This window comes from [Phormidium] sp. LEGE 05292, assembly GCF_015207735.1.
Taxonomy (GTDB): domain Bacteria; phylum Cyanobacteriota; class Cyanobacteriia; order Cyanobacteriales; family Aerosakkonemataceae; genus Floridanema.
The window spans coordinates 14,306-30,336 of the sequence record NZ_JADEWG010000019.1 but is presented as its reverse complement, the minus strand read 5'-3'; the positions used below and the strand labels follow the sequence as shown (position 1 = coordinate 30,336).

At 40.8% G+C, this 16,031-nt stretch carries 9 protein-coding genes and 1 tRNA gene; 5 read left to right on the top strand and 5 right to left on the bottom strand.

What is annotated here, in order from left to right; genetic code table 11:
* Positions 1–102: 102 nt before the first annotated feature.
* On the top strand, positions 103–579 hold the full coding sequence (locus tag IQ264_RS07930) for an HNH endonuclease signature motif containing protein (RefSeq protein ID WP_193980218.1): 477 nt from the start codon (positions 103–105) through the stop codon (positions 577–579).
* Positions 580–619: 40 nt separating this feature from the next.
* Positions 620–691 (top strand) — tRNA-Thr (locus tag IQ264_RS07925).
* Positions 692–822: 131 nt separating this feature from the next.
* Here the strand turns inward: IQ264_RS07925 and IQ264_RS07920 are convergent.
* Together IQ264_RS07920 and IQ264_RS07915 are read right to left on the bottom strand one after the other, a co-directional pair.
* Positions 823–4,278 (bottom strand): CARDB domain-containing protein, encoded by a 3,456-nt coding sequence (locus IQ264_RS07920; protein ID WP_193980217.1) that lies wholly within the window; start codon positions 4,276–4,278, stop codon positions 823–825.
* 610 nt (positions 4,279–4,888) lie between these two features.
* Positions 4,889–8,761 (bottom strand): CAAX protease, encoded by a 3,873-nt coding sequence (locus tag IQ264_RS07915; protein ID WP_193980216.1) that lies wholly within the window; start codon positions 8,759–8,761, stop codon positions 4,889–4,891.
* A 141-nt stretch (positions 8,762–8,902) separates the two neighbouring features.
* On the opposite strand from IQ264_RS07915, the gene IQ264_RS07910 reads away from it, so the two are divergent.
* Positions 8,903–9,988, top strand: coding sequence for an AI-2E family transporter (locus tag IQ264_RS07910; RefSeq protein WP_193980215.1), 1,086 nt, complete (start codon positions 8,903–8,905; stop codon positions 9,986–9,988).
* A 136-nt stretch (positions 9,989–10,124) separates the two neighbouring features.
* Here IQ264_RS07910 and IQ264_RS07905 read toward each other — a convergent pair whose 3' ends face one another.
* Positions 10,125–11,414, bottom strand: coding sequence for a glycoside hydrolase family 10 protein (locus IQ264_RS07905; RefSeq protein WP_193980214.1), 1,290 nt, complete (start codon positions 11,412–11,414; stop codon positions 10,125–10,127).
* Positions 11,415–12,080: 666 nt separating this feature from the next.
* Between IQ264_RS07905 and leuA the strand changes: the two genes are divergently transcribed.
* On the top strand, positions 12,081–13,784 hold the full coding sequence (gene leuA, locus IQ264_RS07900) for a 2-isopropylmalate synthase (RefSeq protein WP_193980213.1): 1,704 nt from the start codon (positions 12,081–12,083) through the stop codon (positions 13,782–13,784).
* A gap of 8 nt (positions 13,785–13,792) precedes the next feature.
* Positions 13,793–13,966, top strand: a complete 174-nt coding sequence (locus IQ264_RS07895) for a DUF3611 family protein (protein WP_193980260.1) — start codon at positions 13,793–13,795, stop codon at positions 13,964–13,966.
* A 160-nt stretch (positions 13,967–14,126) separates the two neighbouring features.
* Here IQ264_RS07895 and IQ264_RS07890 read toward each other — a convergent pair whose 3' ends face one another.
* Both IQ264_RS07890 and IQ264_RS07885 read right to left on the bottom strand, forming a co-directional pair.
* Positions 14,127–14,855 (bottom strand): AIM24 family protein, encoded by a 729-nt coding sequence (locus IQ264_RS07890; RefSeq protein ID WP_193980212.1) that lies wholly within the window; start codon positions 14,853–14,855, stop codon positions 14,127–14,129.
* Between the two features lie 28 nt (positions 14,856–14,883).
* Positions 14,884–15,657: a 7-carboxy-7-deazaguanine synthase QueE gene (locus tag IQ264_RS07885; protein ID WP_193980211.1), complete on the bottom strand. Its 774-nt coding sequence runs from the start codon at positions 15,655–15,657 to the stop codon at positions 14,884–14,886.
* Between the last annotated feature and the right edge of the window lie 374 nt (positions 15,658–16,031).

Sequence of the window (16,031 nt, the reverse complement as noted above, 5' to 3'; positions counted from 1 at the left end):
TTATTTCAGGCAGATTTAGGATTTCACGCAATATGAGATTTTATCAGGGTGGGGCGATCGATCTCAATTACCAATGAATCCTTGGGGTGTAAACTGATGCCAATGCCGAAAAAACCTAAATCCGAGTGCTTAAACTGTGGGATGCAGACAAAAAGAGCGATCGAAAAATATTGTAGTAACAAGTGCCAAAATGACCACAGGTACAAACTTTACATCACCTCTTGGTTAGCTGGACAGGAGAATGGAATTAAAAAGTATGGTAATGTCTCCAATCATCTGAGAAGGTTTTTAATTGAGCAATACGGCGAAAAGTGTTCCTTGTGTGGATGGTGTCAAGTTAATCCCTATACAGGTAAAATCCCTGTGGAAGTAGACCACATTGACGGAAATTGGCAGAATAATTCTCCAGACAACCTCCGCCTTTTATGTCCTAACTGTCATTCTCTAACACCTACATACAGAGCACGCAACAAAGGTCAAGGTAGAGATTGGCGTAGACACTTGTATACTGTCACTAACCTAGAGAGTGTTAATTTCGCGGGTTCCGAATCAGAGTCACAAAAAAATTCTCAGTTGTAGGGCTGTAAGTGTCGAGAAGTTTGCTATTATTGTTTATGTCGCTGGTGTAGCTCAGTGGTAGAGCAACGCACTTGTAATGCGTGGGTCGCAGGTTCAAATCCCGTCACCAGCTTATCCTTAATCATCCTTATTCAATTGTATTGTGTGACTTTACGCATAAGTTGCCGCAATTGCAAGCTTATGGTTCCAGTGATATAAATTGGATACTATGGCTGATTAGCTGGACATGATATGAGGAAATAATCAGACATTAGTAAACAGGTTAGAAACGATCGCACTAACTGATACTCGGACTAAGGAAGCTAACAGTTCACCAGTGGTGGTGATGCGAATCAAGGTATCATTTGCTTGAACACCTGTTCCTTGGGTAATAGTCAAACTTTGGAAATTTAAACCATTAGTTAAACCTAGTTTATCTTGGTCGATCGCAAAATCAAGAAAGATATCATTTCCGGCACCAGATGGTAGGACAAAAACATCACTACCTGCGCCACCTGCGATCGTATCATTGCCAGCACCACCATTTAATAAATCATCACCCGCACCACCAAAAATTAAATCATTATCCTCACAACCACAGATGGTATCATTCCCAAGATCGCCAAACAAAGTATCATTTCCCGCATCACCGCACAATTTATCATCATCTTGACCACCATGTACAATGTCCTTACCTTCCCCACCAGAAACCGTATCGTTACCTTGATTGCCATTGAGAAAATCGTCGCCTTCATTACCTACTAAAACATCATCACCAACCATACCAAAAACGCTATCATTTCCGCGATCGCCAGACACAGTATCATTACCTAAATCACCAAAAACTAGGTCATTATCTTGACCACCTCTGACAAAATCATCATCTTTTCCTCCAAAAATAGTATCGTTACCTTTGTTCCCATTAATGAAATCCCGGTCTTGATTACCAAAAATCAAATCATCACCTAATCTACCAAAGATACTGTCATTACCAATTCCCCCAAATAAGCTGTCAGAATTATCGCTTCCAACCATCAAATCATGAGGGGGATTACTAGCAGAAATTTTCCCATTGTGGCTATTATCTACTAGTTTTTCTAAGTCCTCACAGCCACAAATATACGGATGAAGTATTAATTCTGGGGTTGGAGTTGGAATTGGGGTTTGAGTTGGGGTTTGAGTTGGAATTGGAGTTGGGGTTTGAGTTGGTGTTGGAGTTGGTGTTGGTGTTGGTGTTGGGGTTGGAGTTGGGGTTGGAGTTGGAATTGGGGTTGGTTGTGTATCGTTGTCAGTTATATTTGTCGTGATAGAAGCAATGTTAATTCCTTTATAGTTAGCATCATTGGTAATTGCAGTATGAATAATTTTCCCAACATGATTTCCTTCAACGATGGAATCATCCACTGCTTTGACATTGACAATTTGGGCAATATTCCAGTTAGCAGAAGTGAAGGTTAAACTGTTGGTATTGGTGAGAGTTTGACTGTCGGGATTGATGTTAATGGTTACGTCAGTAGTGGGTTGACTGGTTAAGATCACTTTGTATTCGTCTGTGGTACCGCCTTCAGCAATGTCAGTACTACCATCAGATTCACTGATTAGTACTCCTGGGGTATCGTTGTCGGTGATATTTGTCGTGATAGAAGCAATGTTAATTCCTTTATAGTTAGCATCATTGGTAATTGCAGTATGAATAATTTTCCCAACATGATTTCCTTCAACGATGGAATCATCCACTGCTTTGACATTGACAATTTGGGCAATATTCCAGTTAGCAGAAGTGAAGGTTAAACTGTTGGTATTGGTGAGAGTTTGACTGTCGGGATTGATGTTAATGGTTACGTCAGTAGTGGGTTGACTGGTTAAGATTACTTTGTATTCGTCTGTGATACCACCTTCCGCGATGTCTGTGCTACCGCCAGATTCGCTGATGAGCACTCCTGGGGTATCGTTGTCGGTGATATTTGCCGTGATGGAAGCAATATTAATTCCTTTATAGTTAGCATCATTGGTAATGGCAGTATGAATAATTTTCCCAACATGATTTCCTTCAACGATGGAATCATCCACTGCTTTGACATTGACAATTTGGGCAATATTCCAGTTAGCAGAAGTGAAGGTTAAACTGTTGGTATTGGTGAGAGTTTGACTGTCGGGATTGATGTTAATGGTTACGTCAGCAGTGGGTTGAGTGGTTAAGATTACTTTGTATTCGTCTGTGACACCGCCTTCTGCGATTTCAGTACTACCGCCTGATTCACTAATGAGTACTCCTGGTGCGGCGTTCACGGTAAAAGTACCCGTAGTAACTGAGTTATTTACTTCGTTACTTTCGGTAATGATGTTTTTAGGATCGGCAACTAAGGTTGTACCATCGAGAGTACCTGCTTGGTTGGGTGTAACGTTAACGTCTATTTGGGCAAATTCACCTGCATTGATGGTTCCACCAGTGAAAGTAAGTGTAGAACCATTAATAGTTGGATTACCAAAACCACCACCGAAAATATTAGAGGAATTGTAGGTAACGTTGGCAGGTAAAGTGAAGGTTAATTCAACGCCGCTGGCATTAGCACCACCATTGTTTTGAATATCCAATGTGTAGTTAAAGGGCGTACCTACGGTTAGTGGGCCAGGAGTAGAAATGCCAGGATTTAAATCGGGTTGACCGGGGTTAACTGTGGTGGAAATAGCAGCAGTGTTGTTGCTTTCGTTGCTTTCGGTAATAGTATTGTTTGGATCGATAACTGCTGTACTGTTGAGAGTACCAGCATTGTAGGCAACTACTTGCACTGTTAATGTGGCATTGCTACCTGCATTAATGCTGCCGTTTGTGAAGGAAATAGTGTTGTTATTAGGAGGAGGAATTTGTGCTTGGAATCCGCTAGTTTGGGGAATGCTAATAATATCAACTCCTGCGGGGAGGGTGAAATTAATGTTGACACCTGTGGCGTTGACAGTACCATTGTTGCTAGCTGTGAGGGTGTAGGTGAGAGTGTTGCCAGTGCCAGCTGTTACTGGGTTTGGGGAAGCGGATAAATTGATGGTGAGATCTGGTTGAGGTGTTGGTAAGGACACTGAGAAATCATCGATCGCCAATCCGTGATCGTTTCCCGCATCATTAGTTTCAATCCAACGAAACCACAATGTACTGTTATTTCCCCAGTTTAAGTTACTGAGTGTTCCTCCCAGATTAGCTACTCGACCAGCTAGATTACCATTAACCGGACTAGGAGTTGCAGTAGCGACAGGAGAAGTCCAATCAAAATTTCCACCTGGGGTATTCCAAGAAACTGTAGTAAAAGATGTACCAAAACCATACTGTAGAACCATTGACTGAGCAGTGGTATTTCCCGCATTGCGCCACTGTTCACCGTTAAAAGCAACAGTCAGGTTGTTAATAGTTGCGCTAGTCGTATTTGTGGCAGCAAAGGCAATCCATCCAGCAGCTACCCCTGTTGCTGGGGAGCCAAAATAGGCTGCTCCCGATCCGACTCCTCCCAAAGCGCGATCGCTGGAGCTTGTTGAACCAAAACTGTAAAATTTTCCGGTATTATCAGTTCCAGTACCTGTGTCGTAAGCAGTGATTGCCGTGCCAAAAGAAACTTGATTAAAAAGAAACCATCCAGCAAGTGTAATATCATTTGTCCATGTCAGATTAGTACCTGAAGAAGCAAGAGCGTCAAAGTTTTGAGAATAAGAACCAGTGAAGTTAATAGGCATAGCAATCTCTAGTAAAAGTCCAAAAAATTAGTAATTTACGTATTAGCCGATCGCTCTAATTCAACACACAAAAATTAATCTTGACTTAACCATATAAAACAGTTAAAATCCACCACAATAAATGTTTATTAATTTAAAAATAAAAACATTAAATAATTTCCTTTAAGTAAAATAGTCTGTTTTTGGTCACAAAAAAGCACTATTTACAAACTAGCCAAGGGAAGTTGATCAAAGGCTAATCCCAACTAGTTTATTGATAGTTGCTTAATAGAAATATATGAATCTTTATTACCTACAATCTCAAAGTAACATGAGAGTTATTAAGTAACCTAGAGTAAAATTACGGAGACAAAAACTAAATTTTATCCATAGTCATTAGTTAAGTAAAAACCCGAAAAAAACCCGGTTTTTACTTATGGGAAGCAAACCGGGTTTAGGGGTGATATCATGTCCGGTCGATTACCCATAATTAGGAGTAGGGACACGGCATAATTAACTTGATCTGTTTGTCCAAAATATTTATGATGCTGTGTCCCTACGCAACAACGTGATGAGTTTTTATTGTGGGTAATTCAACGGACATGAGATGAGAAGCAAAACTTAAGATCGATCAAAACAGGGAAAAACTCGTAGGTGCGATCGGTTCGATATCAGGATCGTAACCACCGATTTGATTAGTGCGTAAAACCCAGATTGTTGCCCCATATTTGAGAAAAATTTGGGCGATCGCATCACTAGCAATTCGGGGAAGAAGGGTGCGCCAACTGGCTAAACCCATTAACAAGTTTTGTATGGGATTATCTTCCAAAGTACTGCCCAAATTATACTCATTATTTTCCCAATCAGGACGAGGCCCACCACAAGGTTGCAGTTCTTGTTGCAGTTCTTTCTTTAAGTGTTTGAGTTGCCAGAAGCGTTGCTCTTGTTTTGGATTAGGTTCTAGTAATTTATTGACTATTTCCGGGTTAGCTTGCAAAAATTTGGTTGTTTGCGTCAGACTGGCAAATAATGCTCGATTGGAGTCTTGGGCGCAGTTGTTAGCAGGGCCAACGAAAGTTCCTCCGGTGCCATCTCCGATGCGATAACGAGCAGTCATGACTTGCAGTTGACGCAACATTTGTATTAAGGGAGAAACCTGGGTACCATCAAGGTTGTAGAAACCTGTAAAGGAATCGAGTTTAATCAACATATCGCACACTGGACGTAAACCTGCCCAACCAAATTGTCGATCGCCCATGTAACGTGACCAATGCAAAGTTCCGGCGATAATACCATCTGTGTTATGAGTATAAACCTGGTGATAGCGAATATCAAATCTTAATTCATCAGCTAGAGGTTCCCAAATTACTTGGGCTACACCATAAGCAAAATGTCCAAAGAAAATGGGAGTGCTAGCGGCTGGTTCTTTCTTTTTCCCACCGATACCGCCGTAGGTGTGAATAACTAAAGCGAGGTCGTTTTCTTGCCATTGTGCGATCGCTTCTTCCATTCCCTCCCGACGAGGACTGAGCAAGACGGAAGTAATTCTACCTTTCTTTTTTGCTGCATCTGCCCAAGCACCTTTGCGGATATAATTTTCTCCTAGTTTGCGTCCAAAAATTATCTTTTGAGGATGCAGTTCCAACAAAGCACGGGGAGCAAGAGACTCAACGACAAAAGTTCCTGACTTATCTTTGGCACCATAAATATACCAACCTTGTTCATTGAGTGAAACCCTCTCAATACTGCGACTAGTGGAAGGAAAACAACCATTAGCATTTGCCTTTACCTCTGGCATTCTGACAATTTCTTCAACTCCATCAAACTTTCGCGTTGCTTTATTGAAATGCCAAACTCGGAATTTATCTGTACCAGCGATCGGTTTGATAAATTTTACCAGTGCATAGTAACGCCCAGTAATTTGTATTGGTGTAGTCGAGATGTAGAGGGAAGTGGTAGAGTTTTGAGTTGTAGGGGCGGGTTTAGCAGATAAATCTGTGTTCTCAGCAGAAGAGTTAACAACAAAACCCGCCCGTACAGAGTTTTTTTGCTCCTGTGCCCCTCTGCTCTCCTGCTCTCCTACCCTGACTGGCTCATTGAGCATTACAATTACATCATCTGTGGGATGAGAGCCAGCTAAAGATTCTAAAGGGTCTACTAGTTGCCAGTGGTTTAAGCGATCGGGATGAATTAAGCCCTCATATTTGCTGCGATACTCAGCATCGGCGCTAAAGTGAACATCTCTGGTAGCTGCTGCAAGTAGCTTGTGGACAAAAGGCTCATTGCTCCAACGCAAGTTTACCACCTGTCCAACTAAGTGTTGATAATTATCAGGTGCGTGATAGATTTCCAGCAATACTCCCCGCACTCGCTGCCTTTGTTCCGGTTTGGGTAAAATCAAGCGACCCATCCAATCAGCAATGGGGCGATATAGGGTGGGATCTACAGTTTGATTAACTGGATAATAATCGGGACGGGTAAACTCTGCTGCTTTATAGAGTGCATAGTTGCTGGTTTTTCTCTTCATTTGCTGATCTGACCTTAATGCTTTACCTTCGAGAATTTGCAAAATTACTTCGATCGTTTGCTGTAAATAACTACGTCCATCAGGTAAAAATGCGTTCGGGTCCATCATCCCGCCTGGAACTTGATGTCCCACTTCTCCCAAAGAAATGATACTAATTTTCCCTTTGCGTTTGGCGCGGTTCCAGTAAGATAAAAAGAACACTTTCCAACGACCGGGAAACATAATTGGCCCAATGCGTTCTACAGAGTCCTTTTCTCCGACTAAATGGTAGAGGTGTTGCAATTTAAGGAGGTTGTTGTTGGCACTCATTACGCCACCTAAAGAGATGACATCGATCGGTGCGCCTGTTGCCCGTTTTAAGTATGACCCAGCAGCTACCGACATTTGCCCACCGCCACTATAACCAATGAGCGTAATCGGCACACCGCTGCCTGGTTGATAACCCTGTGCAATTAGCCCGTTGTAAAGTACCTGTGCAATGCCTTGATTATAAATTGGGCCATAACGTTGATCTGCGGAAACTGCCACAATAAAGACATTTCGCAGATTGAGCATGATTCCCAAAAGTGCCGTTGGGTTACTCCAACGCATTTTATCTGCCAGTCGCCACAAAAATGCTAAAGGTCGGTCTTCGTTCAAGGGTTTATTGAGTACCGAGTACATCATTAATCCCTCGATTAGTTCCATGTCTTGGGGTAAAACAGCTTTGAAAGCAGTGAGAAAGTCCTCAACATCGGGGGTGTACTCTTCACCAGATTGCCCAATGCCATCAAGGTAAACAATGTAACGAGAGAGTTTTGAGTGTTGAGTTAAGGAGTTTTCTTGCTCCTCTGCTCCTGTGCTCCCCTGCTTTGCTGCTCCCCTGCTCCCCTGCTCTGCTGCTACTGTATTTAAATCATCGCCATACCAACCTGCCCACCAGCCAAGGGTTTCTAGGGGTGCGAGTAAGCCAGCGAAGACGATCGCCACTACACCAATCCAAAATAAATTAAAAATTAAGCGCAAAAATCTAGGTAATTGATCGTACCAGCCAAATAACCCATCGCGAATCGGGCGCAAAAGAGCAGCTACGATGATAAAAATGATTACCATTGCTAGCAAACTGACGATCCACTTGATAATTCCAGAAATACTGCGGCTATCCTGTTCTAGCTGAACAATGGGATCGGAGGTGTTAATGCTGTGAGTGACTTTCAGTTCGGTGGATGTTCTTGGTTGATTGGCTACTGTTTGGGCTACTGCTTGGGCGGCATCAGTTGCCGATCGCCCGGATGCCTGGAACAACTGTCTAACTTCTGGTACTCTGGTTTGGCTGGCGGTAATTATTGGTGAAGAGGTTTGCCCGATGCCGGATGTGACAATTTCCCGGAGTTCTTGATTGTTGGTGGCTAACTTAACTCCGGCAACTTTATCGGCAACTTTTTTCCCTAATTTAGCGATCGGTTGTCCTATGGTACTTTCTAATAGTTGGAGAACTACCCAGCCAAATGCTACATAACCTAGTGCGATCGTCTCACTCACACCAGCAACAACACTAAAACCAACAATCATTGCCAGCAACCGCCATACCGATAGTAAGTTCAAAATCGGCACCCCTAAGTAGGGTAACGCCCCCAAAAAGCTGAACAGCAGCGGTGCGTAACTTAGCCCCAACACCTCCATCAGATGCCAAAAAGGAACATTCACCGACCAAGGTAACAGACAAATCAGCCAGGTACTAAATACTAAAAATACAAAGCCAAAGGTAAACAGAATTGCATTCAGCAACAAGCTAAAAACAAAACGCGCTGGCTTAACGCGATTAATGAACAGGATAATACTTTGTCCCACACTCAAAGATAAACCAGCTAATACCACAACCAGCAATGCTAGCAGCATTCCCTCATGTAGATTAATAATAGTTTCAAATGCTTCCGAATTAAAACTAAATACTTCACCGATTAATTCCCAGAACCTAGATGAAGCCGTTGGAGTCATAGCAATCTTCCTTCACATAAACGATAAAGTTGTACCACTGATTCTGCAAGAGCAATGGTATTTAGCACTCTTAGGATAGATGTCAAGTAGAAATCCAGCCAAGATAATTTTTTATCATAACCAAAAATAGGAGAAAAAATTGTGCGATTTGGGCAATGGTTAGGAGTACTTGCCTTTATTCTTTCTGTTTATATATTGTGGCAAATTAACCAAATTGTCTTATTGGTGTTTGGTGCGGTAGTTTTAGCAACAGTTTTAAATAGAGTGGTGCAATTACTTCAGCGAACTCGGATGCAACGAGGCATTGCTGTTGCTCTAACAATTATATTTTTACTATTATTGATAGTTGGTTTTTTTGCGGTGGTATTTCCGCCAATTTTTGCTCAAGGACAAAAATTAGTTTATTTGTTACCACAATCATTACAAAGAGTGCGTCTTTGGTTTGAATGGATACAAACTGTAGTTCCTCAACAACTGGTAGATAATATTCGTAATTTACAAGGTTTTACACAAAATTTACAAACTTGGACAACTCGGCTATTTGGTAACTTTTTTGCTTTCTTTAATAATTCTTTGGGTATTGTCTTAAATTTTCTGCTATTTTTAGTAGTAACTATCATGTTTTTGGTAAATCCTGTGCCATATCGCCGAGTTTTTGTATTGGCGTTTCCGGCATTTTATCGGCGGCGAGTTGAAGAGATTCTTTCGGAGTGCGAACGCTCTTTGGTTGGCTGGATTAAAGGCACTTTATTTGATATGTTAGTGATTGCCGTAGTTAGTTATATTGGGCTATTAATTTTACAAGTGCCATTGCCATTAGTTAATGCTTTGTTAGCAGGTTTGTTAGAGTTTATTCCTAATGTCGGCCCAACTTTAAGTTTAATTCCACCTGCATTATTAGCTTTTCTCGATGCACCTTGGAAAGCTGTGGCAGTAATAATTTTGTACGTTGTAATTCAGCAGTTTGAAAGCTTGGTTTTGGTGCCAATGGTGATGAAGCAGCAGGTGTCTTTGTTACCAGTATTTACTATTTTATCAGTGGTAATTTTTTCTAGCTTTTTCGGGTTTTTGGGTTTGTTTTTAGCAATTCCGCTTTTAATTGTGGTGCAAATTTGGTTAAAGGAAGCTTTAGTCAAGGATATACTTAATCAATGGCAACCCAAAGAGGAGCAGGGGAGCAGGGGGGCAGAGGAGCAGGGGAGCAGGGGAGCAGAGGAGGTAATTTAAAACTGAGAACTTTTCCCTTAACTCAAAACTCTGTAAGGGCGGGTTTTGCAGTTAATTCTTCTGCTGTGATAACGAAATTATCTGCTAAACCCGCCCCTACAAACTCAAAACTCAAAACTCTCTTCTGCCTTCAATCTTATTGCTGTGCGGTGATGCGAGAAGCAGGGGAATTAAATAAGGCTTTGAAGTTAGATTTGCGTTCGGTGCTGGATTCTGGTGCATATTCCCAAAGGCTTTCGTAGAAGAAGAAAGTGACACCTAATCCGCGATCGCGTGCTGCTTGTACTTTAGACTGAATTAGTGGCATGGGTACTGGGCGATTTCTTAACCCTGTGAGAACACCAACTGCGGTAGGAATTTTTTGTTGCGCTGCTTGAATTTCTGGACGCACAATTTGTTCAAGAAAACTGGGCATATCAGGACGATAAACTTGGACAATTAATTCATCGACAATATTTTGTTCTACCCAAGTTGTCCAATCTTGCAAATAACCATTGTAAGCAGTGATGTAAGGGTTGGGTGAAACGGAGAAAATTGCTTGGGGTTTTCTCTGTTTGACTGCTTGATTAAGTTGCGTCATGAAGGCAGTAATTTTATCCGCACGCCAACGCATCCAGGCAGGATCTTCGGGATTTGTTGGTGCGTCTTTACCAGTTTCTTGTTTATATAAGGCTAGGGTGTAGCGATCGTATCCGAATTCTTTAGGTAAACAGGTATGATCGTCAAATTGAACGCCATCAACATTATATTTACTGATAACTTCCAAAACTAAATCAGTCATAAATTGCTGAACTTCAGGAAGGAAAGGATTTAACCAAACTACTTCGCCAGCTGCACTAATTGATGTTTGACTACCATCCTGTTTTTGTGTTAACCAATTGGGATGATTTAAGACTAATTCGGAGGTTTGCGGAGCCATGAAACCAAACTCAAACCAGGGAATTACTAGCAATCGATGGTGATGAGCAAATTTAATTAATTCCGCTAAAATGTCTTGTCCCTGAGAACCTTTGCCGATATAAGATTGATAAATTCCGGTTTTTTTTGCTAATTCGCTGTTGGGATACTGCACATAACCTGAATTCCAAACGACTGGATAAATCGTGTTGAAATTCAGTTGTGCTAATTGATTCACGGCATTTTGCAGTTTGGCGTTATCCATGAGCACGTCAGTATCATTGCTGGTCATCCAAACTCCGCGAATTTCCTGCGCTGGTGGCTGTGCAACTGGTGGCGCAATTTGTTCTTGGGGAATGGGAATCAGTTGAGCAAAAGCTTTGATTGGTTGACCAATTAGCAAAACTGTGATTAGTGATGCCAGGACGAGCAAGCCAAAATTTTTAGGAAATTTCTGCCATCCTTTACGGGTCAAAGGTGATTTGTTTGACTTTAATCGTGATTTTGCTAACAAAGCTCTTAGTTGCATACCGTCTTAATAAAACTTTAGAATTAGTATTATACAAGTATTTTTGCTCACTTAGTAAATTTTGACTTGTGGGCAAAATAATTTGATTTAATTTCATATACAGATAATTTATTTGGGGTTACGGATTTTGGTATTAACACAAATTACAAATATTGTCGGTTTGATCCCCCTAAATCCCCCTTACAAAGGGGGACTTTGAATCTGTTTCCCCTTACAAAGGGGGTTAGGGGGAATTGAAAACACTTCAGCATTAATAAGTTTTGCGATTCCTGCAACTTGACCGATCGGAATCTTCGGAGTTATGATGAAGTTTAGTCATTGCGGTTGAAATTATGTTTACTAAGCAGCCATCTCTACATAGCATTACTAGCCTTTTACTGGGGCTGGGGCTGCTGCTGCGCCTGGGGCGCAACTAATTTTGACAAGTTTAATTCAGGTTTTTTTCAGTTTAATTCCCATGATTAATCCCTAAGTTTGGGGTTAATAAATTGTTGCGAATAGAGCAATAATTTCAGGTGAATTTAACTTGAAAATTTAAGAAAGTAGGGGAAATTACTAATATTTATACCCTAATTTTACCATGTAGCCAGTCCCCAGTCCCGTAGGACAGGCATCCTGCCTGTCATCCCAATTAATGTCATCCCAATTAATAAGGAAGAACCGATCGTGTTGAAAAATCCTGCTACTAAATATCGCCCTTTTGCTCCGATTAGTTTAGTCGATCGCACTTGGCCCAGCCAAACGATTACTAACCCGCCAATTTGGTTGAGTACAGATTTACGAGATGGCAACCAAGCATTAATTGAACCGATGAATATTGAACGTAAATTGCGTTTATTTCAAATGTTAATTGATATCGGTTTTAAAGAAATTGAAGTTGGTTTTCCTGCTGCTTCACAGACAGAATTTGATTTCATTCGCTATTTAATTGAACAGCAGTTAATCCCCGATGATGTGACTATTCAAGTATTAACGCAAGCGAGAGAAAGTTTAATTCGCCGGACATTTGCCGCTTTGTCAGGGGCAAAAAAAGCGATCGTACATTTGTATAATGCCACATCTCCTGTATTTCGCCAGACTGTGTTCGGGTTGAATAAAAGCGAGACGATCGACTTAGCAGTAAAAGCAGCTAAATTATTTAACGAATTAGGCGCAGAACAACCGAATACTGATTGGTATTTTCAATATTCACCGGAAACTTTTACCGCCACAGAACTAGACTTTGCTAAAGAAATTTGTGATGCCGTAATTGATGTTTGGCAACCCACACCTCAGCATCAAGCAATTATTAATCTTCCCGCGACTGTGGAAGTAGCAACACCTAATGTTTTTGCTGACCAAGTAGAATGGATGCACCGCAATTTAGCACGAAGAGATAGCATAATTTTGTGTGTTCATACTCATAATGACCGAGGTTGTGCAATTGCGGCAGCAGAATTAGCACAAATGGCAGGTGTTCAAAGAGTTGAAGGATGTTTATTTGGTAATGGAGAACGCACAGGAAATGTTGATTTAGTAACTTTGGCGTTGAATCTTTACACCCAAGGTATCGATCCTGGTTTAGATTTTTCGCAGATTAATCAAGTCGCAAGAACGATCGAAGATTGCACTCAATTACCCATCCATCCTCGTCATCCTTATGTGGGAGATTTGGTATTTACAGCTTTTTCTGGTTCCCATCAAGATGCTATTAAAAAAGGTTTCGCCGCACGAACAGAAAACGCGATTTGGGAAGTTCCTTATCTGCCGATCGATCCTGCTGATGTCGGTCGAAATTACGAATCAATTGTCCGGGTAAATAGTCAATCTGGAAAAGGTGGAATCACTTTCTTGTTGGAACGAGATTATGATTTAGTCTTGCCGAGAAGGTTGCAAATAGAGTTTAGTCAAGTAGTCCAACAGGTGATGGATAATGAAGGTCGAGAAATGTCTTCATCTGACATAAAACAGTTGTTTGATCGCGAATATTTGCAAGCTACTGCACCATTTAAATATATCTCTCATCAATTGTTTGAAACCGATGTAGTCGGAGAAATGCAAAGAATTTCGGCAACATTACAAATTAACGGCAAGTTTGTAACTATTAATGGTAGTGGCAATGGCCCCATTGATGCGTTTCTCAATGCTTTAAATTTGGGATTGCGTGTAGATTATTATGAAGAGCGATCGCTTTCTCAAGGTAGCAATGCAGAGGCGATCGCTTTTGTGGAAATCGGAGGTAATTTTATTTCCGGTTCTCTCTACGGAGTAGGGATTCACTCCAACATTGTCGCCGCTTCATTCTTAGCAATTTTAAGTGCAATAAATCGTGCTTATCAGCGAATTAATGGGGAAACTAAAGGAATCTTTCCCGAATTAATTTGCTGCTAAACCAGTAAATTCAGCCAAAAGATTATTTAGCTCAACCTCAAGGTGTAGCAATTTACGACCCCACGAGAATTATTAGGTCGTTAAATATTTTCGTAGCAGCAGCAAACATGAATGGAATCACAGCTCACTTTGTCGGAACTCTAACTTCTTTGGGTGTAATTAATTGGTTGAATCTTCAGTAATCAAATATCCTCCAGATACCCGACTTCTTGAAGAAGTCGGGTATCTTATACCAATTCTCCGTAAAATTGCGCTTAATCATTGCCCCTCCCCGTAGACGGGGAGGGGTTTGGGGAGGGGTTCCGTACAGCGCATCTTCATAGAGAATTGGTATTAATATAATTAACCTAATCCCATTCCCTCGGTTTCAGTGACTAATAATTTACCTTCTCCCTCATAAACCCAGACAAAACCTTCACCGCCACCTCTACCAAAATGCCCCAATTTCCGATAATCTTCGACAATTCCTTTAGTGTAACCTTTAACCATATCAAAATCAGCAATTAAAATTTCACCTCTGTTTAATTCCACCACTTTTGCGGGTGCAATTGTTCCAGCTACAGCTTTGGCTGTTTTATTTGGCAAAGCTTTTACAGCAATTCTCCATTTACCATCGCTCGAACCAATCATTTGTCGATACTTCAATCTTTTTGCTCCAATTACTACATTATCGGAGCAGAATTGAAATATACCATCATCGAATTCCCATTGTTCTTGGTCGGAAATGGCGATCGGTGTATAATGCAAAAAATTCCCTTTTTGTCGCGGTTCTAAATGCACAGTACCAGTACCTTTATAAACAGGGGCGTTATATTCAATTTCTGTGGTCAAAGCCACCCAAATATCTCTTAAACGGTTATCAGTTTTGTAAATTTCATAAGATAATTTACCCATACATCTGTGTAAACTGCCTTTTTGAATGATTACTCCCGAATTTTCCAGATGGATTTCTACTTGCTGGGCAAAGGGAATGTTTTTCGTAGGATGGTAATATTTGTTAGTTTCTTTGTTAATGTTATTTTGCAGATACCACAAATCTGTCGGTTCCAAAACTTTAACTAGGTATTCCATATCACAAATTTAAATTATTCAAAAAAAATCAAAGCTGACCAATCATTTTATGAGTTTGAGGAATTACCCGCACTTGTTTAACAAATCGCTTCATTAAACCTTGCCATTCTAACACCAAATCTGGTGCAGGGGCTAATATTCTTGGTTGATTAGCAAGAGGCGTTACAGGTTGCAGAAATACGGGAATTTTTGGGTCGCAAGCTGCTACTAATTCTCCGGTTAATTCTAACTCTTTGGGATCGGTTTGACTGGAAATAATCAGCTTGACAAAAGTTTCCAATTTAGCATCATGACATAATTTTAAAAATTTTTGATGCGCTGACCAATGATTTTCGCCGCTGACACTGGGCAATTTGATATCCATACCCACAGAATCTAAATAGGGTAAAACCATTGCTAATTCTTCCGGGCGATGTCCGCCTGTTTCTAAGTAGATAGGCAATCCAGTGAGATTACGTACTTGGGGGAGAAATTGAACTAAAAAATTTGCGTGAAGTAACGGTTCACCACCAGTCAAACTGATGCTGTCATGCAACCCTAGTTGGTTTTGCTTTTCTACCCAGTCCAATAACGATGGTAGCTCGACGGGATTGGGATAGTTGACGAAATCGCGTTTTCCGGGTGTTTGTTCGATTTTACAGGTGGGTGGTGTTTGCCAGGTGTGGGCGCTATCGCAATAGTGGCAACGCAAGTCGCAAATGGCAAAGCGGATGAAGATTTGGCGTGTACCAACGTTCAGTCCTTCGCCCTGAATGGCGGAAAATAATTCAATTAGTCGCGCTTTTGGGAAATTATCGGTCATTTTTAGTCTCATCTGCTGGGAACAATACTAACTTTTATTTTTCTGGCTGTTTTCCTCAATTGCCAAATTTATCGGAGATGTGATGAAGTTTGTTTAAGCTGACTGAATTAATTATCGAGAGTAGGTGAATTTATATAAATTTATTTATTTTAAACCAATAAAATTTAAGAATAAATTAAACCGATCGGTATTTTCTTATATTAACTTTAATTGTACAATAAATTTATATCAAGCTTACAAAGTAACATCAAAGTATATTTTTTTAGTTAAGATTACTGAGAAACCCTAGCCAGAACCGGGGAGTCAGTTTATTCTTAACTTAAGCAATACCCCAAGGGTATGTATTTCTGTTTCTGTCCAGGTGCATCTTTTGA

What these genes read in the sequence shown, in the direction of transcription:
- IQ264_RS07930 (WP_193980218.1), top strand. Translation starts at nt 103, where the DNA reads ATGCCGAAAAAACCTAAATCCGAGTGCTTAAACTGTGGGATGCAGACA.
- IQ264_RS07920 (WP_193980217.1), bottom strand. Translation starts at nt 4,278, where the DNA reads ATGCCTATTAACTTCACTGGTTCTTATTCTCAAAACTTTGACGCTCTT.
- IQ264_RS07915 (WP_193980216.1), bottom strand. Translation starts at nt 8,761, where the DNA reads ATGACTCCAACGGCTTCATCTAGGTTCTGGGAATTAATCGGTGAAGTA.
- IQ264_RS07905 (WP_193980214.1), bottom strand. Translation starts at nt 11,414, where the DNA reads ATGCAACTAAGAGCTTTGTTAGCAAAATCACGATTAAAGTCAAACAAA.
- IQ264_RS07890 (WP_193980212.1), bottom strand. Translation starts at nt 14,855, where the DNA reads ATGGAATACCTAGTTAAAGTTTTGGAACCGACAGATTTGTGGTATCTG.
- IQ264_RS07885 (WP_193980211.1), bottom strand. Translation starts at nt 15,657, where the DNA reads ATGACCGATAATTTCCCAAAAGCGCGACTAATTGAATTATTTTCCGCC.